Annotated in this window: 20 protein-coding genes and 2 pseudogenes; 13 read left to right on the top strand and 9 right to left on the bottom strand. The window is 36.7% G+C overall.

Going from position 1 to position 26161, the window contains the following annotated elements:
- Positions 1 to 252: pseudogene (locus ACY65O_RS13350) on the bottom strand (phytanoyl-CoA dioxygenase family protein); the annotation flags it as partial.
- 155 nt (positions 253 to 407) lie between these two features.
- Between ACY65O_RS13350 and ACY65O_RS13345 the strand changes: the two are divergent.
- Positions 408 to 1256 carry an AraC family transcriptional regulator gene (locus ACY65O_RS13345; protein ID WP_462221355.1) on the top strand — a complete coding sequence of 283 codons (849 nt, stop codon included), beginning with the start codon at positions 408 to 410 and terminating at the stop codon, positions 1254 to 1256.
- 37 nt (positions 1257 to 1293) lie between these two features.
- On the opposite strand, the gene ACY65O_RS13340 is transcribed toward ACY65O_RS13345, so the two are convergent.
- Positions 1294 to 2937 carry an amidase gene (locus ACY65O_RS13340; RefSeq protein WP_462221354.1) on the bottom strand — a complete coding sequence of 548 codons (1644 nt, stop codon included), beginning with the start codon at positions 2935 to 2937 and terminating at the stop codon, positions 1294 to 1296.
- Positions 2938 to 3061: 124 nt separating this feature from the next.
- Here ACY65O_RS13340 and lpxD point away from each other — a divergent pair, with 124 nt between their 5' ends.
- From lpxD to ACY65O_RS13325, 3 genes are all read left to right on the top strand, one after another.
- A complete protein-coding gene (gene lpxD / locus ACY65O_RS13335; RefSeq protein ID WP_462221353.1) occupies positions 3062 to 4060 on the top strand; it encodes a UDP-3-O-(3-hydroxymyristoyl)glucosamine N-acyltransferase in 999 nt (332 codons plus the stop codon).
- A gap of 141 nt (positions 4061 to 4201) precedes the next feature.
- On the top strand, positions 4202 to 5071 hold the full coding sequence (locus ACY65O_RS13330; protein WP_462221352.1) for a hypothetical protein: 870 nt from the start codon (positions 4202 to 4204) through the stop codon (positions 5069 to 5071).
- A 183-nt stretch (positions 5072 to 5254) separates the two neighbouring features.
- Entirely contained in the window at positions 5255 to 5746 is a 492-nt protein-coding gene (locus ACY65O_RS13325; protein WP_462221351.1) for a hypothetical protein, read from the top strand.
- A gap of 5 nt (positions 5747 to 5751) precedes the next feature.
- Here ACY65O_RS13325 and ACY65O_RS13320 read toward each other — a convergent pair whose 3' ends face one another.
- Positions 5752 to 6813, bottom strand: a complete 1062-nt coding sequence (locus tag ACY65O_RS13320; protein ID WP_462221350.1) for a saccharopine dehydrogenase family protein — start codon at positions 6811 to 6813, stop codon at positions 5752 to 5754.
- A gap of 225 nt (positions 6814 to 7038) precedes the next feature.
- On the opposite strand from ACY65O_RS13320, the gene ACY65O_RS13315 reads away from it, so the two are divergent.
- Positions 7039 to 10317, top strand: coding sequence for a S41 family peptidase (locus ACY65O_RS13315; RefSeq protein ID WP_462221349.1), 3279 nt, complete (start codon positions 7039 to 7041; stop codon positions 10315 to 10317).
- 72 nt (positions 10318 to 10389) lie between these two features.
- Here the strand turns inward: ACY65O_RS13315 and ACY65O_RS13310 are convergent, their stop codons facing one another.
- The 4 genes from ACY65O_RS13310 to ACY65O_RS13295 all read right to left on the bottom strand — a co-directional run bounded on the left by ACY65O_RS13310 (position 10390) and on the right by ACY65O_RS13295 (position 13182).
- A complete protein-coding gene (locus tag ACY65O_RS13310) occupies positions 10390 to 10995 on the bottom strand; it encodes a hypothetical protein (RefSeq protein WP_462221348.1) in 606 nt (201 codons plus the stop codon).
- Entirely contained in the window at positions 10985 to 11917 is a 933-nt protein-coding gene (locus ACY65O_RS13305) for a hypothetical protein (protein WP_462221347.1), read from the bottom strand. Before ACY65O_RS13305 ends, ACY65O_RS13310 begins: the two co-directional genes overlap by 11 nt.
- A gap of 156 nt (positions 11918 to 12073) precedes the next feature.
- Positions 12074 to 12523 carry a DoxX family protein gene (locus ACY65O_RS13300; protein WP_462221346.1) on the bottom strand — a complete coding sequence of 150 codons (450 nt, stop codon included), beginning with the start codon at positions 12521 to 12523 and terminating at the stop codon, positions 12074 to 12076.
- Positions 12524 to 12768: 245 nt separating this feature from the next.
- Complete coding sequence (locus tag ACY65O_RS13295) at positions 12769 to 13182, bottom strand: SWIB/MDM2 domain-containing protein (protein WP_462221345.1); 414 nt, start codon at positions 13180 to 13182, stop codon at positions 12769 to 12771.
- 321 nt (positions 13183 to 13503) lie between these two features.
- On the opposite strand from ACY65O_RS13295, the pseudogene ACY65O_RS13290 reads away from it, so the two are divergent.
- A pseudogene (locus ACY65O_RS13290) lies at positions 13504 to 13722 on the top strand (cupin domain-containing protein); the annotation flags it as partial.
- A gap of 10 nt (positions 13723 to 13732) precedes the next feature.
- Positions 13733 to 13909 carry a hypothetical protein gene (locus ACY65O_RS13285; protein WP_462221344.1) on the top strand — a complete coding sequence of 59 codons (177 nt, stop codon included), beginning with the start codon at positions 13733 to 13735 and terminating at the stop codon, positions 13907 to 13909.
- 39 nt (positions 13910 to 13948) lie between these two features.
- Here the strand turns inward: ACY65O_RS13285 and ACY65O_RS13280 are convergent, their stop codons facing one another.
- A complete protein-coding gene (locus ACY65O_RS13280) occupies positions 13949 to 14779 on the bottom strand; it encodes an MBL fold metallo-hydrolase (RefSeq protein ID WP_462221343.1) in 831 nt (276 codons plus the stop codon).
- A gap of 413 nt (positions 14780 to 15192) precedes the next feature.
- Between ACY65O_RS13280 and ACY65O_RS13275 the strand changes: the two genes are divergently transcribed.
- Both ACY65O_RS13275 and ACY65O_RS13270 read left to right on the top strand, forming a co-directional pair.
- Positions 15193 to 15504 carry a hypothetical protein gene (locus tag ACY65O_RS13275; RefSeq protein WP_462221342.1) on the top strand — a complete coding sequence of 104 codons (312 nt, stop codon included), beginning with the start codon at positions 15193 to 15195 and terminating at the stop codon, positions 15502 to 15504.
- A 103-nt stretch (positions 15505 to 15607) separates the two neighbouring features.
- On the top strand, positions 15608 to 16039 hold the full coding sequence (locus ACY65O_RS13270) for a hypothetical protein (RefSeq protein ID WP_462221341.1): 432 nt from the start codon (positions 15608 to 15610) through the stop codon (positions 16037 to 16039).
- A gap of 19 nt (positions 16040 to 16058) precedes the next feature.
- Here the strand turns inward: ACY65O_RS13270 and ACY65O_RS13265 are convergent, their stop codons facing one another.
- Complete coding sequence (locus tag ACY65O_RS13265) at positions 16059 to 18947, bottom strand: ligand-binding sensor domain-containing protein (protein ID WP_462221340.1); 2889 nt, start codon at positions 18945 to 18947, stop codon at positions 16059 to 16061.
- 190 nt (positions 18948 to 19137) lie between these two features.
- Between ACY65O_RS13265 and ACY65O_RS13260 the strand changes: the two genes are divergently transcribed.
- From ACY65O_RS13260 to ACY65O_RS13245, 4 genes are all read left to right on the top strand, one after another.
- Complete coding sequence (locus ACY65O_RS13260) at positions 19138 to 22257, top strand: SusC/RagA family TonB-linked outer membrane protein (RefSeq protein ID WP_462221339.1); 3120 nt, start codon at positions 19138 to 19140, stop codon at positions 22255 to 22257.
- A 26-nt stretch (positions 22258 to 22283) separates the two neighbouring features.
- Entirely contained in the window at positions 22284 to 23792 is a 1509-nt protein-coding gene (locus ACY65O_RS13255; RefSeq protein ID WP_462221338.1) for a RagB/SusD family nutrient uptake outer membrane protein, read from the top strand.
- A 96-nt stretch (positions 23793 to 23888) separates the two neighbouring features.
- A complete protein-coding gene (locus ACY65O_RS13250) occupies positions 23889 to 25898 on the top strand; it encodes a hypothetical protein (RefSeq protein ID WP_462221337.1) in 2010 nt (669 codons plus the stop codon).
- 21 nt (positions 25899 to 25919) lie between these two features.
- Positions 25920 to 26161, top strand: a 242-nt coding sequence (locus ACY65O_RS13245) for a hypothetical protein (RefSeq protein WP_462221336.1), incomplete at its 3' end; no start/stop codon positions are given.

Genomic DNA, 26161 nt, shown 5'->3' with positions numbered 1-26161 from the left:
AAACTCCCATAAAAAATTTGCAGTTGCCAGCGCCTGCTCTTTTGGTACTGCATTTTTAATAACAATATAGCCGTTGGTGATCCAAAAATTCCATTCGGCTTCGGTTAATACTTTAAGTGGTTTACCATTGCTTCGGTCGTTTAATTTAGTAGCACTGCTTTTTGCAGTAGAAGGATTGCCGGGAATATCTTTATGAGCATTGTCCGGTTGCATTGACGGAGCCATTGTGGGCACCATTGTTTTTTGTTCCATATAACACTATTTAATTTTTAAAGAAATCAATTTGTAATCGCTGATACAAAAATAGCTTTGTAATGTAGCTGTAATCAACATCTGTAATGGCAGCTATTTGTACTGTATTGATATATTTTGGTATTTTTAAGAGCAGCTTTGAAAAATTGGCGCAAATGAAAGCAAAATTAGAAACCATAACAAGTGATAGTGACAGCTCGTTCAGGATACTGCTTACACCCAATTTGAATGATTTATTTTATTGGCATTTTCATCCGGAATACGAAATTGTTTACGTAGAAGCAACCAGTGGCTTTCGCCACATCGGCGATCATATTTCTAAATACGAAGGAAGTGATATTGCATTAATTGGCCCCAACATTCCACATTTAAATTTTGACTATGGTGTAAAAACAACGGTGGATACTGTAGTGGTTCAAATGAAAGAAAATTTTTTAGGCACTGATTTTTTTTCATTGCCAGAAATAGCAGCAATAAAAGAGTTATTTGAAAAAGCAAAAACTGGTTTGGCGTTTTACGGGGCAACAAAACAATTAGCCGGCGAAAAATTAAAACAATTAACAGCATTACCGCATTTTGAACAACTCGTTACTTTATTACAGGTTTTTAATTTACTGGCTAACAGTGACGAAGTAGAACTGCTGAAAGCAAGGCCAATTGCAAGTGCATCCATTTTAAAAGAACAGCAGCGGTTACAAAAAGTATATCATTTTATTGAAGCCAATTATCAAAATGAAATTGATGTGAATGCTGTTGCAAAAATGTGCAACCTTACCACCGCAGCATTTTGCAGGTATTTTAAAAAATCAACCCATTATACTTTTACTCATTTTTTAAATCAATTCCGGATAAATCAATCCAAAAAATTATTACTGCAAAACAAGAATGTTACAGAAGCTTGTTATGAATGCGGCTTTGCAAACATTTCTTACTATAATAAAATTTTTAAAAAAATTACCGGCGAAAACCCTTCTGCATTCAGAAAGAAACATGTGATGGAGTAATTATTCCAGCAGCGACACTTAACTTAAAATGCCTTAGCTATTTAAAAAATTCCGGATGCTGCTTATTAAATTCCGTTGCATCCTGGTAGGCTTTTGCCGCAGCTAATAAAGTTGCTTCGCTGTATAATTTGCCAATCAAAGTAATGTTAGTGGGTAAATTATTTTTATTATATCCTGTAGGGAAACAAATTGCAGGATGCCCGGTAAGATTAGTAATAGCTACCTGGTTGCCACCGTAAGTGGGGCAAATAAAAACATCGTATTTGCTGATGATAGCGTTTACTTTTTGCATCAGCAAATAACGGTGGCGGTAAGCATTTATATATTCTACCGCAGGTATAAAACGTGCCGAACGAAATTGATTGGGCCAGTCATTTTTTCCCTGCCTCGTCATCATATCATCCATTTCACTTCTTGTAAAATCATCAAACTGTGCGGCACACTCTGCGCTGATGATGATGCTCATAATATCAAAATTATATACAGTGGAATCTGGAAAATCAACCGGAATTAATTGGGCACCGAGTTTACGGTAAACTTCTAAAACTTTTAATTCGTTACCTAATGTATCGCCTTTATCAAAATAATTTTTAGCATAAGCAATTTTAAGTTTTGTAAAATTGGTTTTGCCAGTGTAATTAAAAGGCATGTTTACAGCAGCCTGGTCTTTACCATCGGTGCCATGTAAAAAATTAAATACAATTGCAGCATCTTCGGCACTTCTGCAAATGGGACCAACTTTATCAAGGCTGTAACTTAATGCCATGGCGCCGCTGCGGCTGATGCTGCCAAATGTTGGCCGCAAACCTGTAGCACCGCAATTGGTAGAAGGAGAAATGATGGAACCCCATGTTTCGGTACCAATGGCAAAGGGTACCAAACCTGCAACCGTAGCCGCAGTTGAGCCTGCAGAAGAACCGCTGGAACCTCTTTTTAAATTCCATGGATTTTTTGTGCGTCCGCCGTACCAGTAATCTCCCATGGCCAATGCACCCAAGGTAAATTTTGCAATCAATACAGCACCGGCCTCTTTTAATTTTTCGTACACATAAGCATCTTCCTCAATAGTTTGATTTTTATAGGGTGCAGCACCCCAGGTAGTTTTGGTTCCCTTTACAGCAAACAAATCTTTCAAACCATAAGGAATACCATGTAAAGGCCCACGGTATTTTCCGGCAGCAATTTCTTTATCGGCCTGCTGCGCCTGTTGCATAGCAATATTTTCTGTAAGAGAAATTACACATTGGAGGGTATCGCCATATTTTTTTATACGGTCAATAAAAAATTGTGTAAGCTCAACAGCACTTATTTTTTTATTTTTAATTAAAGAAGCCAATTGCAATACAGAATAAAATGCCAGTTCGTTTTTATTTTTTGGCAAACTGATATTTACAGGAATTGTCCAGTTAACTGCATTTTGTTTGGTATTAAAACTCATACCCGGTAAAACGGGAGTTTGCCAGGTGCTTAGTGGTACACTGTTATCTAATTTATACTGCCGCATTTTATTAAATTCCTTCACGGTGTTTTTAACATCGTCAAAAAGAGAATCTCTTTCGGCTTGTTTAAATTGCAGCCCTATTACTCTTTCGGCAGCAGGAATATCTTTTATAGAAATGGTATCCTGGCAAAAAATAGTACTGCTGATGAACAGTAACGGAGTTATAAAAAGTATTTTCAATTTTATTTTTTTAGAAAGGGAAGTTACTGATAAATTTTTGAGCTGCATTTTTTAAACCATGCCTTATAAAATATTTTACAAAGAATAAAATTGTACATTCATACTTTAACCAAAATACAATATAATGAAATCGTTTAGTATTGAACAGATAAATGAAAAACTTAAAGGGGAAATTGTTGGCAGCACGGCAACATTAATTACCGGCCCCGAACAATTAGAGCAGGCAAAAAATACTCAAATAACTTTTATTGGCAACAGAAAGTATATAAAACTTTGGGAAACCTCCAAAGCATGTGTTGCAATTATTAATGCAGATATTGATTTAGAACCCGGAGAAAACAGGGCTTTTATAAAAGTAAAAAATGCTGATATTGCTATGGCAGAATTGCTGGAACTTTTTATACCTGATGCGCCGGCATTTGATGAAGACATTCACCCAAAAGCAGTAATACATGCAACAGCAACCATGGGCAGTGGTTGTAAAATTGGTGCAGGTTGTTATGTTGGCAAAAATGTAACCCTGGGCAACAACGTAATCTTATATCCTAATACCACTGTTTTAGATTATACAACAATTGGTAACAACACCACTATCTGGAGTGGTGCGGTGGTTAGAGAAAGATGTGTTATTGGAAGTTATTGTATTATTCATCCCAACGCATCCATTGGAGCAGATGGGTTTGGTTTCAGGCCTGCACCTGATGGAAAAGGGCTTTTAAAAATTCCGCATATTGGCAATGTAATTATTGGCAACGGTGTAGAAATTGGTGCCAACAGTTGTGTTGACCGTGGTAAATTTAGTGCTACTGTTGTAGGGGATGGTTGTAAAATTGATAACCTGGTACAAATTGGGCACAACTGTAAAATGGGTCGCAGTTGCATTATGGCCGGCAGCAGCGGTTTAGCCGGCTCCGTTACATTGGGTGATGGCGTTGTGGTGGGTGGCAGTGCAAGTATATCGGATCATGTAATATTGGGTAATGGTGTGCAGGTTGGCGGCGGCTCCGGTGTTTTAAGTAATTGGGAAGATGGTAAAAAAATATTGGGTTACCCGGCGGTGGAAGCAAGAGAAGCATTAAAGCAATGGGTGGTGCTGAGGAAGCTGGCCAAAGAATCAAAGTAATTAACTTTTTGAATAAATACCTATTGCATCTTTTAAATAAATAACTTAAATTTATAATCAAAATTCATTCTCCCATTTAATTCCTTTTCCTCTCAACTGCAATTTGATTTTTTATTGTTTCATTCACTAAAATTTTATTTTATGAAAAGAGTAAATTATTCTTTGCATTATTTGCTGCTGTTATTTATCATCGGCTCAATCGTATCCTGTAAAAAAGAAAAGCAAGATGTATTAAAAGAAACGGAACCTGCCCCTTCCGAACAACGCATTGTACCACCGGCTGCTGACCTCTCGGCTCCGGGTGGTGGTCCTTTAAGCAATAGTGGATACAATACTTTTTACGGGCCTGTTGTTCAAATGGGCAATGGCCATCTCCGCTCGTGGATAAACATCACCCGGGATGATAATATTCCCTTGGCAATTGGCATTGAATTTACTGGGCCTTCATTAAACAATTTACCCACCGACCCTTTAAATTTTGCAGCTAATACTTTTGTTCTCAAACTGCATCAAAAAGCAAAAGACGTAACCCCTTACGATCACATTATGGTAAACTGGGAACCTACTGGCCATGAACCTCCGGGCATTTATAATGTACCACATTTTGATATGCATTTTTATAAAATTTCGGTAGCTGAAAGATTAGCCATCACTGGTGTTCCCGGGCTGGCTCCTCCCGCTGGTTACCTTCCTGCTGCATATGTAATACAGGCTGCAACAGTACCACAAATGGGCACACACTGGATAGACCCCAGCTCACCTGAACTGCCACCAACTTTATCACCCTTTACCTATACATTTATTTACGGTTCCAACAACGGTAAAACAATTTTTAACGAACCTATGATTACAAGGGCATTTATGCTTAGTGGTGCAAGCGTTAGCAAAGCTTTTCCACAGCCGCTGCTTTTTACACCTAACAATACCTATTACCCAACTGTATATAAAATATGGAAGAATACAGAAAATGACCGGCATTATGTGGCGCTTACTGATTTTGTGTGGAGATAATTTTGTTTCAGATTATTTAAAAAAGCTAACCTATGGTTGGCTTTTTTTTACAAAATAATACACCTGGGAGGAATATATTTGCTGCAATATTTTTTTTATCATTTAATTGCAGCTATACAGTTGTAAATTTATACCATGGAATAATAACTGTAAACTGTTTTGTATTAACCTGAAATTTAAACTATGAAAAGAATATTTTTTACCGCCATAACTGCTACTGTAATTTTTTCGTGTAAAACAAAAGAAACTGATAAAAAATTTACTGATACCGATACTGCAGTTTTTAAAAACAGTACCGATACTAACAGCATTAAAACAGATGCACATTATTTTTGGTCGGCAGAATTAGGACAAAAAAATGGCGTTATCCTTAATAAATTGAGGCCTGTTGCAACAGACTCCTTAAATGCTCCCAATATCATTCATATGCTTAATGAAGTGTACCCCGAAATTCTTTTACAACTTGAAAAAGTAAGCAACGATACAATGTTTGTAAAAATAAGCAACAGTAAATATTTAACACAGCAAATGGGCTCCAGCGGCCCCGAAGTTTACATGGCAGATGTAACCTACAACCTTACAGAAATTGCAGGAATAAATTTTGTTGCCATTATGTTTAAAGAAGGCGATCATGCACAACCCGGCATTTTTTCAAGAACTGATTTTGTACAATAAAATTGTTATTCAACAATCTCTCTTTGCACTCCCGGTATTTCCATTACTAAATTTTCGCCATAGGCAATGGCCGGTGTTTGGTAACCGGTTGTAAAATTTCCATTCAATACTTTTTGAGTAATAATTAATGAACTGTGTGTGGTTAAAGTATAGCCTTCAGGGCCGCTTAGCCGCACGGTAACTTTTTTACCGGCAGTGTTTATTGCCTGACCCCAAACAAAACCAATAGCTTTATCTCTTTGCTCATCACTGGGCCCTGCAGGTTTTTGTTTAATTTTATTTTTGATATAGTTACGCATAACATTTGTACGCAAGACCCAGTTAAATAAAGGTTGCAGTTTTAAAACATGGTACATCTTTTTAGAAATGCCGGTATAAGTTTCTATATCCGGAATACCCGTGGTAAAATAGGCAGTAGAAATATCGCCCCATGGAATACCCATTACAAACAATCGCTTTGCACCAAAATCAACCCACATTCCTTTTTCTCCCAATGGTGTTCTGATTATTTTTCCATCTTTTCTTGCACAACCGCCTTCGCCTGCTTTAGTAGCCATAGTAATTGCTGTACCACGAGAAAGCCCGCCACCTATACTTGCAAAAGCCAATTGTAATGCAACAGCATCAGGCAATAATTTTTTTAATTGCAGGGCAATGCAGTCTGTGGGCACTACATCAAAGCCTGCGCCGGGTAAAAGCATTACGCCAGCTTTTTTTGCTGCGGCATCGTAAGTTTTTATCAATTCAAAAACAGCAATATCTCCGTTAATATCTAAATAATGTGTACCGGTTTGTAAACAGACTTCTATCATTTGCTTTGCAGTAAATTGAAAAGGCCCTGCTGCATGTATAACTACTTTTACTTCTTTTAATGCAGCATGCAAAGCAACGGTATCATCTAAACTAAAAATTTTAAATGGCAGATTAAGTTTGGTGGCAAGTGGCTCTATTAATTCTTTTTTTCTTCCGGCAAGTATGGGGTGTAAATTATATTGTATTGCATAGCGGGCAATCAGTTCGCCGGTGTATCCGTTGGCTCCGTACAACAGAAAAGTATTTGTTTGCATCCGTAAAAGTACAATAGCGCATTCAATACGGGTGCTTTCTTTATTTCAATATTTTTTTTAAGATTATGAGTTTAAAAAATATTGCATTGTTTAAGTTATTAAAGTAACTTCGGAATGCGGATGTTAGCCTTAATACATTACAAAGCCATTTGTAATAAAAGAATTTTTTCTTCTTTTTAAAAGTTTTTTAAAGATGCATCAAACCAAAACGCCATAACCATTTTTATGAAAAAAGTTAAATCAGCATTCCTGCCAGTATTATCCTTTGTATTATTCTTTCCTGCAGCTTTATTTGCCATCGATACAAAAGACACCCGTATGCTGGCGCAGCCTGCAGTAAGTGCAACTAATATTGCATTTATTTATGCAGAAGATTTATGGGTTGCCAACAGAGACGGTTCGCAACCACGGCGCATTACGGTCGATAAAGGCATCGAATCTAATCCGGTATTTTCAAGCGATGGAAAAACAATTGCTTTTAATGCAGAGTACGATGGCAACGTAGATGTTTTTATTGTGCCAGTGGAAGGCGGAATCCCCACCAGGTTAACCTGGCACCCATCACCTGATATTGTTCGTGGTTTTTCCAGCGATGGCAAATCAATATTGTTTGCTTCGCAACGGGCAACATTTTCTAACCGGTATGCTCAATTATTTACTGTTCCTGTAAGCGGCGGTATGTCCGTACAATTGGATATTCCCAACGCAACCTGGGCCACCTATTCGCCTGATGGAAAACAAATGGCTTACAATCCTATTAACGATGCATTCCGCCAATGGAAACATTACCGGGGCGGCTCCATCTCCAATATTTGGATATATACTTTTGCAGATCATAACACCATAAAAATTCCGCAACCCGAAGGCGGCTGTAATGATGTTAATCCTATGTGGGTGGATAATACCATTTATTTCAGAAGCGATCGTAATGGAGAATTTAATTTATTTTCTTACAACACTACCTCTAAAAAAATAGAGCAGCTTACCAGCTTTAAAGATTTTCCTGTTGTAAATGCTTCTGCCGGCAATGGAATGATTGTGTTTGAGCAAGCCGGTTATTTGCATACTTTTTCTCCGGGGCAAACAAATACAAACAGATTAAAAATTGGAATAGCTGCAGACTTGCTGGAGCTGCGGCCACGTTTTGTAAAAGGTGCAAAGTATATAAGAAGTGCAGCACTTTCCCCTTCGGGCCAACGGGCTGTTTTTGATTTCAGGGGAGATGTAATTTCTGTGCCGGCAGAAAAAGGGGATGCCCGTAATCTTACACAAACTGTTTCGGCTCATGAAAAATTTCCTGCATGGTCGCCGGATGGAAAAAGCATTGCTTATTTTTCTGATGCCGGCGGCGAGTACCACCTTGAAATAAAATCGCAGGATGGAAAGGGCGAAGCAAAAAAATTTAAACTTAACGGAACCGGCTTTTATGCATTTCCAAAATGGTCGCCGGATGGGAAAAAAATAAACTTTGTTGATAACGGCCGTAACCTGTATGTACTGGATGTGGCTACAGGTGCAATAGATAAAATTGATGCCGATGAATTATATGTACCCGGCCCGTTTCGTAATTTATTTGGCGACTGGTCAGCCGATTCTAAATGGATGGCCTACACTAAAGTGACAGCAACGCAATTCAAGCGTATTTTTTTATATTCTGTTGATCAGCAAAAATCATTTGCATTAACCGACGGATTAAGTGATGCCGCTGAACCAATTTTTGACAGGGGCAATAAATACCTGTACTTTTTTGCATCTACCAATGCAGGGCCGGTACTCAACTGGTTCGATCAATCCAATGCCGATATGCAAAGCAGCAGCTCCATCTACCTGGTTACTTTGCAAAAAGAAACCATTTCTCCTTTTTCAAAAGAAAGTGATGAAGAAAAAATATCGGCAGCATCCGGTGGAAAAGAACCGGCAGATACTTCTAAAACAAAAAAAGATGCAGTTGACAAAAAACCAGCACTGCTTACTATTGATTGGGAAGGTATCCAAAACCGCATTATTGATTTACCTGTTAAGCCGGGTAATTATGAACAACTGGCAATGGGAAAAGAAGATGAGTTATTGTATGTTGCTTACAGCAACGATAACCCTGAAACCGGAATGTTGCATAAATATGATATAAAAAAACGTAAGGATGCTGAGGTAACCGCAATGGATGGTTATGTACTTTCTGCCGACGGTAAAAAAATGTTGTACAGTAACGGCCCTGCGTGGGCCATCAGTAACACAGGAGAAAAGAATGAACCCGGAAAAGGTATGCTGAATATTGCGGACATACAGATAAAAATAGAGCCGCAGGAAGAATGGCCACAAATTTTTGATGAAGCCTGGAGGATTAACCGGGATTATTTTTACGACCCCGGAATGCATGGTGCCAACTGGTTAGCCATGAAAAAAAAGTATGAAGTTTTTTTACCCCATCTTGCCTGCCGCAGAGATTTAAATGTTTTGATACAATGGATGTGCAGCGAACTTGCTGTAGGGCATCACCGAGTAACCGGCGAAGGTGATTTGCTGAATACACCAGAAAAAGTTAACGGCGGTTTGCTGGGTGCTGATTACGTAACAGAAAAAAACCGCTACCGCATTAAGAAAATTTATGGAGGTTTAAACTGGAACCCTAATTTACGGTCGCCCTTAACCGAACCTGGAGTAAATGCAAAGGAAGGTGATTATTTACTGGCAGTTAATGGGCAGGATATTACTGCAGCAGATGAAGTGTATCGTTTTTTTGAAAACACCGCAGGCAAAATTGTTGAATTAACTATCAGCAGCAACCCGGATTATAAAGGATCGAGAGTGGTAAAAGTTGTTCCGGTTGCAAATGAATTTGCATTACGTAACCGCAACTGGGTAGAAGGCAATTTGAAAAAAGTGAATGACGCCACCAATGGGCAGGTAGCTTATGTGTATGTGCCCAACACTGCTGCACTGGGGCATGAATATTTTAAACGATACTTCTTTCCGCAGGCCAACAAAAAAGCGATTATTATTGATGAAAGATTTAATGGCGGCGGACAACTGGCCGATTATTATATCGATATTTTACAGCGGCCTTACCAGGCACACTGGAACATGCGTTATGGCAAAGATTTAAAATCCCCCAGTGCATCTATACAGGGCCCAAAAGTTATGATCATTGATGAAACAGCAGGTTCGGGTGGAGATATGTTACCCTGGATGTTTCGTAAATTTAAAGTAGGCACGCTGGTGGGTAAACGCACCTGGGGAGGGCTGGTCGGAATTTTAGGATTTCCGGAATTTATTGATGGCGGCGGCGTTACTGCACCCAACGTAGCTATCTGGACAAAGGATGGTTTTGTAGTAGAAAACGAAGGCGTTGCGCCTGATGTAGAAGTAGAACAATGGCCTGCCGAAATAATTAAAGGCAGAGATCCTCAATTAGAAAAAGCCATTGAAATTGCTTTAAAAGAATTGGAAAAAAATCCTGTTCCGGAACCTAAGCGGCCACCCTATCCTAAAAAAGCAACTAACTAATAATTATTAATACAAAAGGGTTATCAAAAAAGATAACCCTTTTGTATTACAATATTTTTTCAATACAAAACACTACCTGAATTTTCCTGAAATGGTATAACACACTTTATCATTAATTCTTTTGAAAATCTGGCCATTTATTTTTCGCAGCCGCCGTGTTTTTCTTTTATCTAATAGCCTGCCTTCGCTGTCGAAATATTGCGGCAGGTTAAAATAAGTGAGTACATAATATTTATGGTAAGCCAATGGTGCTTTTAATGCCACGGGCTTTATCGACATAAAAATGAGGGTGTTCTTTTTTTCATCTACATAGTAATCAAAATTTTTAATCCAGGTACAGCGTATGGTTTGCATCTGGGTGATCAGCTCATTTACTTTTGGTGCACTTAAATGGAACTTGTTTAATGTATCATTTAACCTGGCTTCACCTGCTTCAAACTCGTAAACATAACTCAGGGTATCTGTAATAAATTCAAATGATACGGTTTTATAATCTCTTGAGGTAAAGCCAATGGTAAAAGGCGATTGCCTGGATAAATTTTTATAATTTTCTTCAATTTTATCCAGCACCTTTACGTTTTGATAATAATATTTTGTAGAAATATTTTTGGGCGAACATGAAAATATAAAAAATACGGGCAGTAGTATTAAAGTTGTGCGTATTGAATTAGTTAACATCAATTTGTTTTTTAGTACAGTAAGTAATTCCAAAAATAATACGTTTAAAAAATGCCGGCGATAATTGCATTTGCGTTCGGCCACCATAATCCCAGTATACCAGTGTAATAATTCCGTTTTCCTCCTTCACACTTTCTGCCACAACAAAATGTGTAGGAAAACCTACTTTAATTTGCACATGATTTTTTTTATGTACAATGCGGTTATTAATATACAGTACCACCATACCCGTTGTCAATCTTTTACTAATGTATTGATACAGATCTCCCGTATGCGGACGAATTAGATCGGACCCCCTTGCTTTTACTTTAAACCTCAACAAACTTCTTACCATGCGGTTAAATTTGGCGTAATTCACCGAAGCCCACCTGGTATCTTCATCACCTGAATTATATTTTCGGTTAAATAAATTTATGTAGCCTTTATAATGATCGGCCAGCGCCAAAAAAATCATTTGCTCGGCAGGGTGAATATCTAAAACTCCTTTAAATTTCATAAGGCCTGCTTCTTTTTTTACTGCAGCCGAAGGATTGAAAATACTGTTTCCAAATTGGGCTTTTCCTTCTTTATATAACTGCAATAATAATTTTGCATAACCAAGCGGATCATCTTTTAATAATAAATAAGTTAATGCACCGTAACCGCAAAAGTTAGTACCATTACCAGGGTAAATGCTTACAGGGTTGTGAATGTTTAATTTTAAATTTTGAAGAAATAATGCCGGTTTAATATTTGGCCAAAATGTGCTGGGTGCTAAAATTTTAATACTGTCAATAAATGCAATGGCTTGTTGTTGGGTACTGGTTGATAGTGAATCTCTACCCGGCAGATATGCAGGATTTGCAATACCACGGCTGGCAAAACAAAAACATAGAGCCAGTATTAATGCATATGGGAATGGAGCTATTCTTCTTAGTTTCAAATTATTATTTTATTACGGGTAAAGGTAGCCTGTTGTAAAGTGGCATTCCTGCCTGTTAGGTATGCAATATTAATGCCCGTTTTTTTATCAGTTAAATTGGTTGGGCAGAACACAAATTTTCAGGCAATGCATGCAATAAAAAAAGCGCAAAAGAAATTATTTCTGGCTTCTCTTTTTTTCCTCCTCCGGAAACTTAACAGAAAGCGGTCCGTTACCCACAATGAGGAAATAAATAACCAACAGTAAAATTAAAATAGATAAAAATAATTCAGAATATGGTCTTAATACATCGCTGGATGAATTAACAAACATGATTGCACCAATCAATATTGGAATTTGTATTAAACATGCAGCCCTGGTAAACATGCCGATGGTTAAAAAAAAGCCCCCTAAAATATGTGCAAACGTAACATAATGCCCTAATAAAATAATTAAGAAAGAACCAAACGGCGACCTTAGCGACATGAGGCTTACCAGATCACTGGTGTTACGGAGAAAATCGATGCCTTTGTACAAAAGAAAAACACCTAATGCTATACGAATAATATCCAGCCATTTTGGGTGATGCCTGTCACCCCAGTACTCAAATTTTTGTAAGAGGTTCATATTATTATAATTTAAAGCCGAAGTTAAAATGAGCTGTAATAAATTTAATAAATTTTATGGAGAGTTGCAAGCAGATTTTTCAGGCAGTCTTTATATAAAAGTAATCTTTACGATAAAGCGGATAACAATGTAGCAGGATAAAGCAAGTAAAGCTGCGTTAGAAAAACATGTTTCCATGCAGCAGGATTTTAACTAATAAAAAAAGGGCATCAATTTTGACGCCCTTTAATTTTTTCGAAACTTTATTATTTCAAATGATTTGAAATAAGCTTAGCCATATCAAACATAGATACCTGAGCTTTGCCGCCAAAAATTGGTTTTAATTTAGCATCAGCATTAATCATACGCCTGTTTTTTGGATCCTGCAATTTGTTTGCTTTAATGTAAACCCACAATTTTTTTACCACTTCTGTACGTGGTAATCCTTTGCTGCCTACTACCGCTGCTAAATCAGCACTTGGCGTAAGTGGTTTCATAAATGCTGCAGATGGTTTGCGTGCAGATTTCTTTTTAGCAACTTTTTTTGGTGCTGCTTTTTTTACTGCTTTTTTTGGTGCTGCCTTTTTAACCGCTTTTTTTGGAGCCGCTTTTTTTGCTGCTGCTTTTTTAGGAGCTGCCTTTTTTGGAGCAGCTTTTTTTACCTTTTTCTTTGTTGCCATTTTTTAAATTTTAGAATGTTAATGAGTGTGTAGTATTACAAGTATCAAATATAGCTGATTTATAATGGTTGTACAAAGCGATTTAGTTAAAAATATTTCCACAAAGATTTTACGTTATTAACAGGGAAAAGGTATCTTTTTTCAAGCAGTATTTTTTGGGGAGGGTAGCAGTTTACACCAATTCTTTTTTACATTCATTTGGTATCTTTCTGGCACAAAAAAATACAGATGATAACAACAGAAACGCTGATACAAAAATATACTTTACAACGTCATCCCGAAAGGGGGCTGGTATAAAAAAATTATAAAAGCAGTGGATTAATAGCTGCAAATGCTTTACCACAAAGGTTTTCAGCAGGCAGGGTTTTTTCTACTGCGATTTATTTTTTACTTGATGCTGGTAACTTTTCTCCTTTTCACCGAATAAAAAGTGATGAGTGCTGGCATTTTTATACAGGAAAACTATTGTTGATATTTGTACTTCAGCAGAATGGAATACTGGAACAAATTTATTTAGCAAGCGATATTAATAAGGGGCAATTGTTTCAATATGTGGTGCCGGCCAATTGCTGGTTTGCCAGCCGCCCTGCACCCGGCAGCCGCTTTTTTTGTGGGATGCACCGCAGCGCTGGGCTTTGATTTTGCTGATTTTGAATTGGCCAATACAAAAGAATTGTTGGATTTGTATCCGCAACACACCGGTATTATAAAAGAATTATGCAGGTAAAAACTTCTTTTCAACAAAAATATTTTTAAAATAATCCATTTACATAAATAAATCTAACTGCTGTGGTTTTAATAATTTAGTTACTGCAGTTGATCTAAATGTTGCGTTTGCTGTAATGTGGTAAACTGGCGTTGCCCCGTAACGTGATGCTGTAATAATTGCAATATCATTTGCATGGCCATTAAATAATTGTTCGGCAATTTCTGGCGAATTATTTTCTTTAGATAAATGAGATAATAAAATGTGCGTCATAAAAGGCGGCCGGTGTGCAGTAAATAATTCCAGCGCCTGCCTGTTGGATAAATGGCCATGCCCACCCCGTATGCGATTTTTTAAATGCAGCGGGTATCTTCCATTTTCCAAAAGCTCTTCATCATAATTAGATTCTAAAAAAACTGCATGGCATTGTTTAAAATAATTTATTACCTCAGTGCAGGCAATACCAATATCTGTAAATACACCTGCGGTTACATTGTTGCATGTAATTATAAAACTATGGGGGTCGGCAGCATCATGCTTTTTTGTAAACGGCGTAACTGATAATTCACCAATAGTAACCGGCTCATTTGCTTTAAATTCTTTTGTAAGGTGTTTAATTAATATGGGGCCATGCTTCGCCGTTATACTTGTAATGTAAACAGGTAAACTATATTTATTGGCTAAAACAGAAACGCCTTTTATATGGTCGCCATGTTCATGAGAGACAAAAATGGCTTTTACTGTTTTCATCGAAAGCCCCAGTTGCTTCATTCGTTTTTCGGTTTCCCTGCAGGAAATACCCACATCTACCAGCACAGCTTCGTTACTGTTACCAATATAATAGCAGTTACCATTACTGCCCGAGTTTAAAGATGTGATGAATAGTGACATTGCATTGCAAAGAAAACTATTTTTACTGGTATGATAATGAGGAGTTTTTGAAAAAATTATTACTTAAAATTGAAAATTCAACCCTTCTTTGTAATTCTACCAAGTGGATTTACGCTAAGCATTTTATTAAAATAGTTCTCCACAAATTTTGTAAATATAAAAAAGCAGTTGTACTTTTACATCCACTTACCTACCCAACCACCAATACCTTCTGATTAAACCGTATCTAATTTTCAAAGTCAAAAAATTTAGATCAATTATCCAACCCTCTGAATAGCTTCTGTTTCTCAGGATATAAATATTATATTTTATCCCGGAGGCAATTTAAAAATCCATAGAGTATTATAGTTGTCCTTAAAAAAACCTTATGGTTAATTTTTGCGTATGCTATGTGCAATAAATTAAACATAAAAATGACAACAGAAATTACCTCACCAAAAACATACAATATGGAAACATTTTACACTGCTTACACCAAAATGCTGGATTATAAAATGTACTATTTTATAAAAAAATTCAGCGCCTTTCCCGAATTTAAAAATGTATCGCCGGTTTTAGAATCTTATGGTATGCATACAGATTTTGATAAAGCCTGCAGCATTGCAGGTGTTAATGACCCTGCAGTAAAAGAGCAGCTTTTACAACAGGCCCAGGAAAATACACCAAGAGCAAAAGTTATTGAACTGGCCAATTCTAATTTTGCAGAAAAAAGCATAGCAGGATAATTTTATTTTTTTACTTTAATACAGCTTAGTCTTTTGGGTGTGCACCCAAAAGACTTTTTTATTGGCTTTACAAAAATAATTAGCCTACATTTATTTTATTATTATGGAAAGAAAAAAATTAGATGTAGATATTGTTTTGGATATACTGAAAGAAACACTTGCAGCCAATCCAACATCATCCTTTACTGCAAGTTTACTGCACCAGTATCAGGAACGTGGCGGCCTTAGTAAAAAACAACTGGAAGGCCTGCATCATAAAGCATCAAAAGTAAATAGCATTACTGTTGGTAAACTTGCAACACTGGAAGCGATTATTTTAAAAAAGCCCATGAAGCATAAATCGCCATTGCCGCAACCCACGCCGCTTTTTACCAAAGATGAAACTGCAGGTAATTTAATAACCGGTATTTTACAAAAATATCCGCAGCACAAACGGGTAGTTTTTTTTAAAGCCAAATACGATAACAATGAACCATTTTCTGTAACCGAAACAGAAGAGTTAAAAAGATTTTATAAACTCCTGATTGAAAAATAAATGTACAGCGCTTAATTTATCAGGCTTTGCTGTTGAGACTGATAAGGTAATTGAATAAATTTGTTTCTGAAGAGATACCCAATTTTTTACGCAGGCGGTACCTGCTTATTTCTACTCCTCTTACAGAAATATTCATTAGCTGAGCAATTTCTTTGGTAGATAAATTCATTCTTAAATAGGCAGAAAGTTTTACTTCATTACTGGTAATAGCCGGATGCTTTTCTTTTAAGCCTGCAACAAAATCGCTGTGTACTTTATCAAAATGTTTGGTAAAGCTCTCCCACTCTTTATCTATATTATCATCTTCCCCTAATGATTTAATCATTTTTTTTATTTCAGCAATGACTTGCGGGTTATCAAAACCTTTCATTACATGTGTTAGTTCTGCTTTTATTTTTGTTAAAAGCTCTCCTTTTTTTACAAGGTGCATTGCAGAAGATGCCAGTTCAGAATTTTTAAAATTTATTTCGGCTTCCAGGTTTTCATTGCGCAAAGCAACTATTTCACTTTCGGTTTTATTTAATTCAAGCTCATGAATATATAAAAGCTTTTTTTGTTCTTCTTCATATTTTAATTCCTGCTTTTTAAATTTTATTGTTTGCCATTTGTACAGCCCAAATATACCTGCACAAAAAAGGAGGAAATAAAAAAGGTTTGCCCAAACAGTTTTGTACCATGGCGGCAGCATTTTAAAAGCATAACCGGCAATGGCCGATTCGTTTCCTAAATTATTTCTCACCTTTACTTCAAATGTAAATTCGCCTGCAGGTAAATTGGTATATTCTTTTTCTGTTCTTGTTGTCCAGCCGCTCCAGTTTTCATCAAAACCTTTCAGGCGGTAGCTGTATTCAAGTGTAGATAAATAGCCAAAAACTGCTGCAGTATATTCAAAGTGCAGTGTTTTCCAGGCGTTACTTATTGCAGGTACAGCAGCAGCACCCTGTTCCTGTTTTTCATTTACATCCTTAAAATAACCTCCAAATAAAAGACTGTCTGTTTTGTCAATTATCCTAACCGTTCTTATCTGCACCTGTAAATCGGGCAAGGTTGTTTTATACTTTTGATAATTGATATGAAAGAAACCTTTTTCTCCACCCAAAAAAATATTATTTTCATCAACAGGATAAATAAATTCAAAACCACTGAGCATTTTATTATTTAATTCCGGCAGGTAAATAATAACAGGCTCCTTACCGGATAAATCAACAACACCCAATGTTTTTTCATGAATAAACCAAATGTTGCCCGATTTGTCTTCTTTTAAATAGCGGATACTTTGATTGCCCAAAAGTTTATTGTAAAACGGCGATGGTTCAAAAATATCTTTGGATGGATTATAAATAAAAATGCCTTTTACAGTAGCCGCTACCACTTCGTTTTTTATTTTATACACGTGGTTATCCAGTATTGATGGCAAGCCCTTTTTATTGGTGTAAATGGCAGTGTTATAAGAACCATCATTATTTTTACTTATTTTAAAAACACCATGATAAGGATGCGATACCCAAATATTATTATCCTTATCTATGGCCACAAACCTGGATGATTCAATAAAGCCAGGTACTTGCCCGGATGCAGTAAACTGCCCGTTATTAAAATCAAAAAAGAGCAACCCTTTATAATTACCAGCAACCATTTGTGCAGTTGGAAATGTACCCGGTACAAAATTCCAAAAACCCGGACTTTGAGAAATGGACTGTGCAGTATTATCTTTTATTACAAAAGCCCCTTCATGATTACCCAGCAGCAACTGGTTGTTTATTTCGGCTAAGCCCCAGGTTTGGGCTTTACCATTATTTACCGGCAAAAAATTCCCTTTGCTAAAACTAAGGTCTTGTACTGGTTGCAATGGCACACTGTACAATCCATTACTGGTACCTGCATACAAACTGTTATTATATATAATGGCAGTATAGCCCGAGCCATTTTGTAAAACAGGATTAATTTGTTTTATAGCACTGTTATAAGCAATCATATCAATGCCATTATCTAACCCCAGCCATAAATTACTTTGCCTGTCTAAAAAAATACTTAATACATTATTATTTTGTAACCCTTCTTTGCCTGAAAAACTTTGAATAATATTTCCTTTAAGGTCAATAATATATACACCGCTGTTATTAGTGGCCAGTGCAACCCATCCTGGTGTTATAGCAGTAGCTGCATAAACTCTTTCGGTGGCAAAAAATTGATTATTGGCAGAGGGTAATTTTGAAATAATATTAGCAGCAAGAATAAAGAGGCCATCTTTTAGTGTAATGATTAATGCGCTGTCTTTGTTAATAGATAAAATATTTGTAACAGGGCCTGTAAAGGCCGGGGGTGGGTTTGCAGATAATGGAACCCAGGCATCATTTTCAAAAATCATTAACCCTGTTTTATAATCGTAGCTGTATAAATGATTATTGCAGGTGCCTAAATACGACCACTCCAATGGAGCGTAATAAGTTGAAACGGTATCATTGGCAAATTTGAAAATCTTATTTGCCGATCGGAAAAAAATATTTTTATTGAAGTAGATAATATCCCAAACATCCCCAAATATTTTGTCTTTGTTGGGAATAACAGGGGTTAAAGAATGATACTGTAACTGCCCGTTTTTAGCCGGACTAAAAAACCCCAGCTCATCCTGCCCGCCCACATAAATTTTATTATCCGGGGCAATTTCAACCGACCGTACAATTGTTTTGTTAGGTAAAGAATAAAGGTTCCATTTTCTTCCATCATAAGTAAGCAACCCTTCGTTATTGGCAGCATAAATAACGCCATTCTTATCCTGCTTAATATCCCAGTTTTGCAGCCCTGCACTATAAGTTTGTTTGGAGTAATTAATTACATCCGGCAGCCCAATGGTATTTTGGCCATATAAACTACATGGAAAAAATATAATCCACAACAGTCTTCTCATTTAAGCAGGCGTTATTGTATAGTGAAGGTAGATAAAATTGGTTGATGTAGTATTGATGTAGTATAAATAGCCTTAAAACCAACCTTTTAGCTTTTTTGATGTAGTAATGTTGTGGCTGTTTATTTTTTATTTGTAGGGGGTAAGTATATTTTTACTCTCTATTATCACATTACCAAAAACGATTGCTATTATGAAATTTAAACTTACATTATTGTGTTTTGGCATTATTTGCTGCTGCCTTTTTCAGCAGGCCACAGCACAAACCGTTTCTGTTTCTGGAAAGGTTAAAAACAAAACTACAGGCGAGGCATTAGTTAGTGCCACAGTTTCCGTTCTGGGTACAACTGCATCTGCTGTTACCGATGCAACCGGAAGTTTTACAATTGCAGCACAAAAAGGTGCAACCCTTATTATTTCTTACGCCGGAATGGAGGCTGTAAGATATAAAGTAAACAATGCAGGCCCTATCGACATTCAAATGGAAGAGTCTTCCTCTAAAAATTTGAATGAAGTAGTGGTGGTGGGTTACGGCACTCAAAAAGTAACCAAGGTATCCGGTGCTATTTCTACAGTAAAAGCTGCCGATATTGAAAAGCTGAAACCTGTAAGAGCAGAAGAAGCTTTGCAGGGCAGGGCTTCGGGTGTAACAGTAATATCTCCGGGTTCGCCAGGTGCAAAACCAACTGTACTTATAAGAGGTATTCCTTCTTTTTCGGGAACCGACCCGGTAGTTATTATTGATGGCGTACCACAAACACTTACAGACTTTAATTCTATTAATGCAGCAGATATTGAATCTATAAATGTGCTGAAAGATGCCGCTACAACCGCAATTTATGGTGTAAAAGGGGGTAATGGCGTTATAGTTGTTACAACTAAAGCAGGAAGAAAAAATCAAAAAACAGAAATAACTGTAAGCAGTAATTATGGTATGCAGGAAGTAGCAAATACTATTGGAGTATTGAATGCTTCTGAATATGCAGCTATCATTAACGAAGGCAGTACAGTTGCTGGCGGTAATGTTATTTTTCAGGATCTGTCTAAAATTGGCGTGGGTACTAACTGGCAAAACGAAATTTTTAAAACTGCTGCCATGCAATCACATACCGTAACCGCAAGGGGCGGAAGTGATAAAATGTTATACTTTTTATCTGGCGGTTATTTAAACCAGGGTGGTATTGTAGGTGGCAACGATAAATCAGTTTTTAGCAGGGGCAACTTTACTGCAAACCTTACATTCGACCTTTCTTCTAAATTAAAATTTATAATGAATACTACCGGTGTTATACTGAACGGTAAAGGCGTACAGGAAAATTCATTTAACAGCGTTATTGGCAGTGCGTTAAATTTCGATCCAACAGTGCCGGTTAATAACACAGCGCCTAACACTGTAGGTAAATATGGTTTCAGTAATTTATTGTTGTCAGAAATATTTAATCCGCTTACTAAACTGGATAATACTTACAACAAAAATAACGGCAGTAAATTATACGGCAAGTTTGAATTTCAGTATGATGTAATTAAAAACTTAAAACTTTCAACACGTTTTGGCTATACCAAATACGATGGTAATGCTAAAAGCTTTTCTCCTTTGGTATTTTATGGCCCAAATAATGTAGATAACTCCATGAATGCAGATGGTTCAACAGTTACCGGCAAACACAACAGTGTATCGCATGAAAAGGCAAGCAATTTTAATTATACCTGGGAAAGCTTCGCTAACTATAATTTTAAAGTAAAAGAACATCACAATTTTGAAACCGTACTTGGTTTTTCTTTAGCAAAAATTTCTGGCAATGCTGCTGGTGCTAGCAGGCAGGATGTACCTTTCAACTCTTGGGAGTTTTCAGATTTTACTGCAGCTACAGGCAGCAATACTGCTACCAATACTAATGCACTCAGCGGTTATTATTATCAATATTTCAGGAGAAACCTTTCTTATTTTACAAGAATAAATTATGATTACGAGGAAAAGTATTTAGCCTCTTTTACTGCACGCCGTGATGGCTCTTACGCATTTGGCATCAATAATAAATATGCTAACTTTTTCTCTGGCTCATTAGGCTGGGTAGTTACTAAAGAAAATTTCTTTCATTCAGATTTTATCGACTACCTGAAAATAAGAGGCAGCTATGGCTCAATCGGAAATGAAAATGTAAATCCGCAGTTTGTAAGTATTGTTACCGGCGGCTCAAGCTATGGCCCTACTGCAAACAGCAATGGTTATACTTTTAATAATGTTTTTTATCCTGGTGCAACTGTAGGATCTGCAGCAAATGATGCATTAAGATGGGAAAAACAATTGCAATCGAATGTTGGATTTGACATGAATTTTTATAAAAGAAAAATCTCTTTATCAGCAGATTATTTTCAGAAAAAAGTTGATGGTTTATTGTTCACACCTTCTGCGTCTTTATATCTTGGCACCGTTCCCATCCCTACTGCAAATATTGGCAGTACAAAAAGCAGTGGTATAGATGTTACGCTTGGTTATAATGAATTTATTGGTAAATCATTAAAACTAAATACTTCAATAACTTTTACAACAGCTAAAAATGAAGTTACTGCAACTAATGATGATGGTACTGCCAAAATATTAGGCGGCTATTATTTTAATGGTCAATCGCAAAGTGTAACGGTTTTTGAAAAAGGACAAACACCCGGTTATTTTTATGGTTATAAAACAGATGGTTTATTTCAAACTGCTGCAGATCTAACCAAAGGTGCAACACAGTCAGGTGCTCAGCCAGGCGATATTCGTTTTGTGGATATGAATGGTGATGGTAAGATTACTGCTGCTGACCAAACAAAAATTGGTGACCCTTTCCCCAATTTTACAATGGGCTGGAATTTGAATCTTGAGTATAAAAATTTCGATTTTAATGCCTTCACTTATGCCTCTGTTGGTAACGATATTTACAGGGCTTACGAAAGAAACGCCAACTACTCTAATAAATACAGGGCAGTATTAGCCAGATGGACAGGAGCAGGCACAACAAACGATGCAAGAAACCCACGGTATTCCTTTACAGATGCCAACAGTAACATCCGTGTATCTGACAGGTATGTAGAAGATGGCTCTTTTGTAAAGATTAAAAATATACAATTGGGTTACACTTTTCCTGCATCTGCAACTAAAAAAATATTGAGTAAACTGCGTATTTATGCACAGGTAAAAAATGCATACACGTTTACCAAATACTCAGGGTTTGATCCGGAAATAGCAGGCGGTATTTTAGATACCGGTATAGACCGTGGTGCTTATCCGCAGGCAAGAACTTATGCTGTTGGCATTGATATTAAACTATAAATTTTTATAAAATAAAATATTATACAATGAAGAATATTAAAATTATAAGCCTGGTTTTTTTAATTGCCATGCTTGCATCTTGTAAAAAATGGGTAGATTATAATCCTCATGACGAATACAAAATTACTGATCTTGATTATTTAAAATCAGAAAGCGATTACCGCACTATGGCAGTTAGTGTTTATACACCCATTCAATGGTTAAACCAGGCAGTGCCGGTGGGTGATATTGCATCTGATAATGCAGTAAGCGGTGGCGAGAATGCATCCGACGTATTATCACTGCAACAAATAGACGATTACACATTAACACCTGTAAACTCTACCCTTACCGAATTATGGCAGGGAGCGTACGAAGGTATTAACAGGGCTAATTATATGACGCAGTATAAAGCCACCAACAAAGCAGGCGAAACAGTAAATTTTACAGGTAAAGACGCCTTGTATGGCGAAGTTTATTTTTTACGTGCCTATTATTATTTTCATTTAGTTAGATTTTTTGGCGACGTGCCATTGTTTACTGATAAAAGATTGGGCCTGACAGAATCTAAAACTTTACAACGCTCTGCTAAAGCAGATGTTTACAAACAAATTGAACTGGATTTAACCAATGCTATTACAGTTTTACCTATTACCAATGTTGAAAAAGGCAGGGTAACAAGATATGCAGCACAAGCTTTGTTGGGTAAAGTATTATTGTATCAAAGTAAATTTGACGCTGCTGCTACAATGTTAGAAAACGTAGTAAACGGACCATTTAGTTTAGTAGCCAATTATGGCAATATGTTTTTAGAAGCCGGCGAGAATGGACCAGAATCAGTTTTTGAAATTCAATACTCTAATACTTCCCCCTATTACAATTGGGGTGGTGTTACAAGAGGACAGGGAAATCATTCTGTACAGCAATGTGGCATCAGGGGTTTAAATGGTTCGGGGGCTATGCCTTATGCAGCGGGTTGGAGTACAAATTTACCTACAGCAAATTTAGCTAATGCATATACAGCAGGCGATATTAGAAAAGCTGTAACGGTATTAGATATTGAAGCCTACAAAAATGCAAACCCTTCTTTTAATATTACATACCAGGTAGCGCCTTTTAAAAATACCGGTTTATATAATCAAAAATATTTACCCCGTAAAGGTGAAACATCTGGCCAGGTAGAATTGAATTACTTAAACAATTTCAGAACTATACGCTATGCCGAAGTTTTGTTGATGGCTGCCGAAGCTAACAACAGGGCTACTGCACCTAATGATACCAAAGCACAGCTTTATGTAAACAGGGTTCGCCGCCGTGCATTTGCAGTTAACGATGCCAGTAAAGATATTACTGCAACCGGTACAGCATTGCGCCAGGCTATTTGGGATGAAAGAAGATTAGAACTTGCTATGGAAGGCGACCGCTTTTTTGATTTGGTTAGAACCGGGCAGGCAGCTGCAAAAATTGCAGGCTTTGTTGCAGGCAAGCATGAGTTATTTCCTATTCCTCAAACAGAAATTGATATTTCGGGTTTAAAACAAAACCCCGGTTATTAATTACTAACTAATAAAAAATTAACGATTATGAAAGTATTAAAATATTTTTTTAGCATAGCTTTTTTACTGGCAGTTGCAATAAGTTGTAAATAAGAATTGAAAGAGTATATAACTTTATTAGAAAGTGATAATGCACCGGCTAAATTATCAGCTCTTTTCGATATAACACAAGATAATACTGGTCTTTTAAACATTACACCTAATGGCGAAGGGCTTGCTTTTTACGAAATTTATTATGGTGATGCTGCAACAACACCTGTAAAAGTATTACCCGGAAAAAATACGCAGCATATTTATGCCGAGGGCATTTTCAATGTAAAAATTGTTGGCCACAGCATAACTGGAAAAATTACAGAAACCACAAAACAGTTAACGGTATCATTCAGGGCACCGGAAAATTTAGATTTTACAATTACTGTTGACCCCAATAATAATTACAAAATAACAGTTACCGCAAAAGCCCTTTACGAAACATTCTTTAAAGTGTATTTTGGAGACGTACCTAATGAAGTACCCGTATCTTTTTTAGAAGGCGACATTGTAAGCCATACTTATGCAGCGGTGGGCACTTACAATGTAAGAGTTGTGGCATTAAGTGGCGGCGTTGCTACCACGCAATTAATTAAACCGGTTACAATTGTCGATCCCGTTTTATTACCAATAACTTTTGAATCTCCTACAGTTAATTATGGCTTTACCGATTTTGGTGGTGGTGTTGTTACTAAAATTAATAATCCCCAGGTGAATGGAATAAACACTTCCGCTAAAGTAGGTAAGATGGTAAAAAATGCACCGGAAGTTTATGGCGGCAGCTTAATAACATTAGGTGCACCAATTGATTTTTCTGCAGACAAAATTTTTAGAATGAAAGTTTTTGCTCCGAGGATTGGCGCAAAAGTTTTATTGAAAGTAGAAAATCTTACTAATGGTGGTATAAGCTTTGAAAAAGAAGTGGCTACTACTGTTGCCAATGCATGGGAAGACCTGGTATTTGATTTCAGAACGATTAATACTACTAATGCTTATCAAAAAATAGTGTTGATTTTTGATTTAGGAACAGTAGGTAACGGTTCTGCGAACTTTACTTATTTGTTTGATGATATCCGTTTGACTAACACTTTACCCGGAGGTTCGCAAATTGACTTGCCTGTTACCTTTGATGCAATTGGAGTTAATTACAACGTAACCGATTTTGGAAACGCACAATCCCTTGATGCAATTGATCCTGCCAATGCTGCTAATAAGGTTAAAAAAACTACAAAAATTTCAGGTGCAGAAACCTGGGCGGGAACAACAATGGGTGTAAATGGAAATGGTTTTGCCACTCGTATTCCTATGGCGGCAGGAGCAACTAATATGACCGTGAGAGTATATTCACCAGCAAGCGGTATTAAAATTCGATTAAAAATTGAAGATCATACCAACCCTACAAAATCTGTAGAAACTGAAGCTACTACAAGTGCAGTTAACACATGGGAAACTTTAATTTTTAATTTTAGTAACCAGGCAGCCGGTACCGCAGCAATAAATTTTGCCTTCAATTATGACATGGCATCTATATTTTTTGATTTTGGTACAGCAGGAAATGGGAAAATTTTTTATTGGGATGATGTAAAATTTGTTGGTGCAAATCCAAATGCTATAGCACTTCCTTTAGATTTTCAATCAAGTACCCTGACATACACATTTACCGATTTTGGTGGTGGTAATGCAACAGTTATTAATAATCCGCAAATTTCAGGAATTAATACCAGCAGTAAAGTAGGCAAAATGATTAAAAATGCTGGTGAAGTTTATGGCGGCAGCTTTATAACATTAGATGCACCTATAAATTTTTCAGGAAGCAAAATTTTTAAAATGAAAGTTTTTTCTCCACGTGTTGGCGCTAAAGTATTGTTGAAAGTGGAGAACTTAACCAATGGCGGTATTAGTTTTGAAAAAGAAGTAACAATTACCACTGCTAATGCATGGGAGCTGGTAACATTCGATTTTAGTGCCATCAACACCGCTAATTCTTATCAGAAAGTAGTTTTAATTTTTGATTTAGGAACAATGGGTGACGGCTCAGCCAACTTTACGTATTTGTTTGATGACATTACACTTTAATTAATTTTTAAAAATAAATTTATGGTTACTAAAACAAAATCATTCATCATAATTTTTCTTACAATTGTAACTGGTTTTACAGCATGTAAGAAAACAGAATATAAATTCGGAGAATTAAAAGCGCCATCTAATCTTACCTTAACAACTGTAATTGCAGGTGTGGATGCTACTAATCCAAACGGAAACGGAACAGGTACTGTAGTAATTACTTCAACCGCCGATAAAGCTTTAACCTACAATATAGATTTTGGCGATGGTAAAAC

Origin of the sequence: Ferruginibacter sp., from assembly GCF_031430955.1 — a bacterium.
Taxonomy (GTDB): domain Bacteria; phylum Bacteroidota; class Bacteroidia; order Chitinophagales; family Chitinophagaceae; genus Ferruginibacter.
The sequence above is the reverse complement of the archived record's forward strand: the minus strand, read 5'-3'. Positions and strand labels throughout refer to the sequence as shown.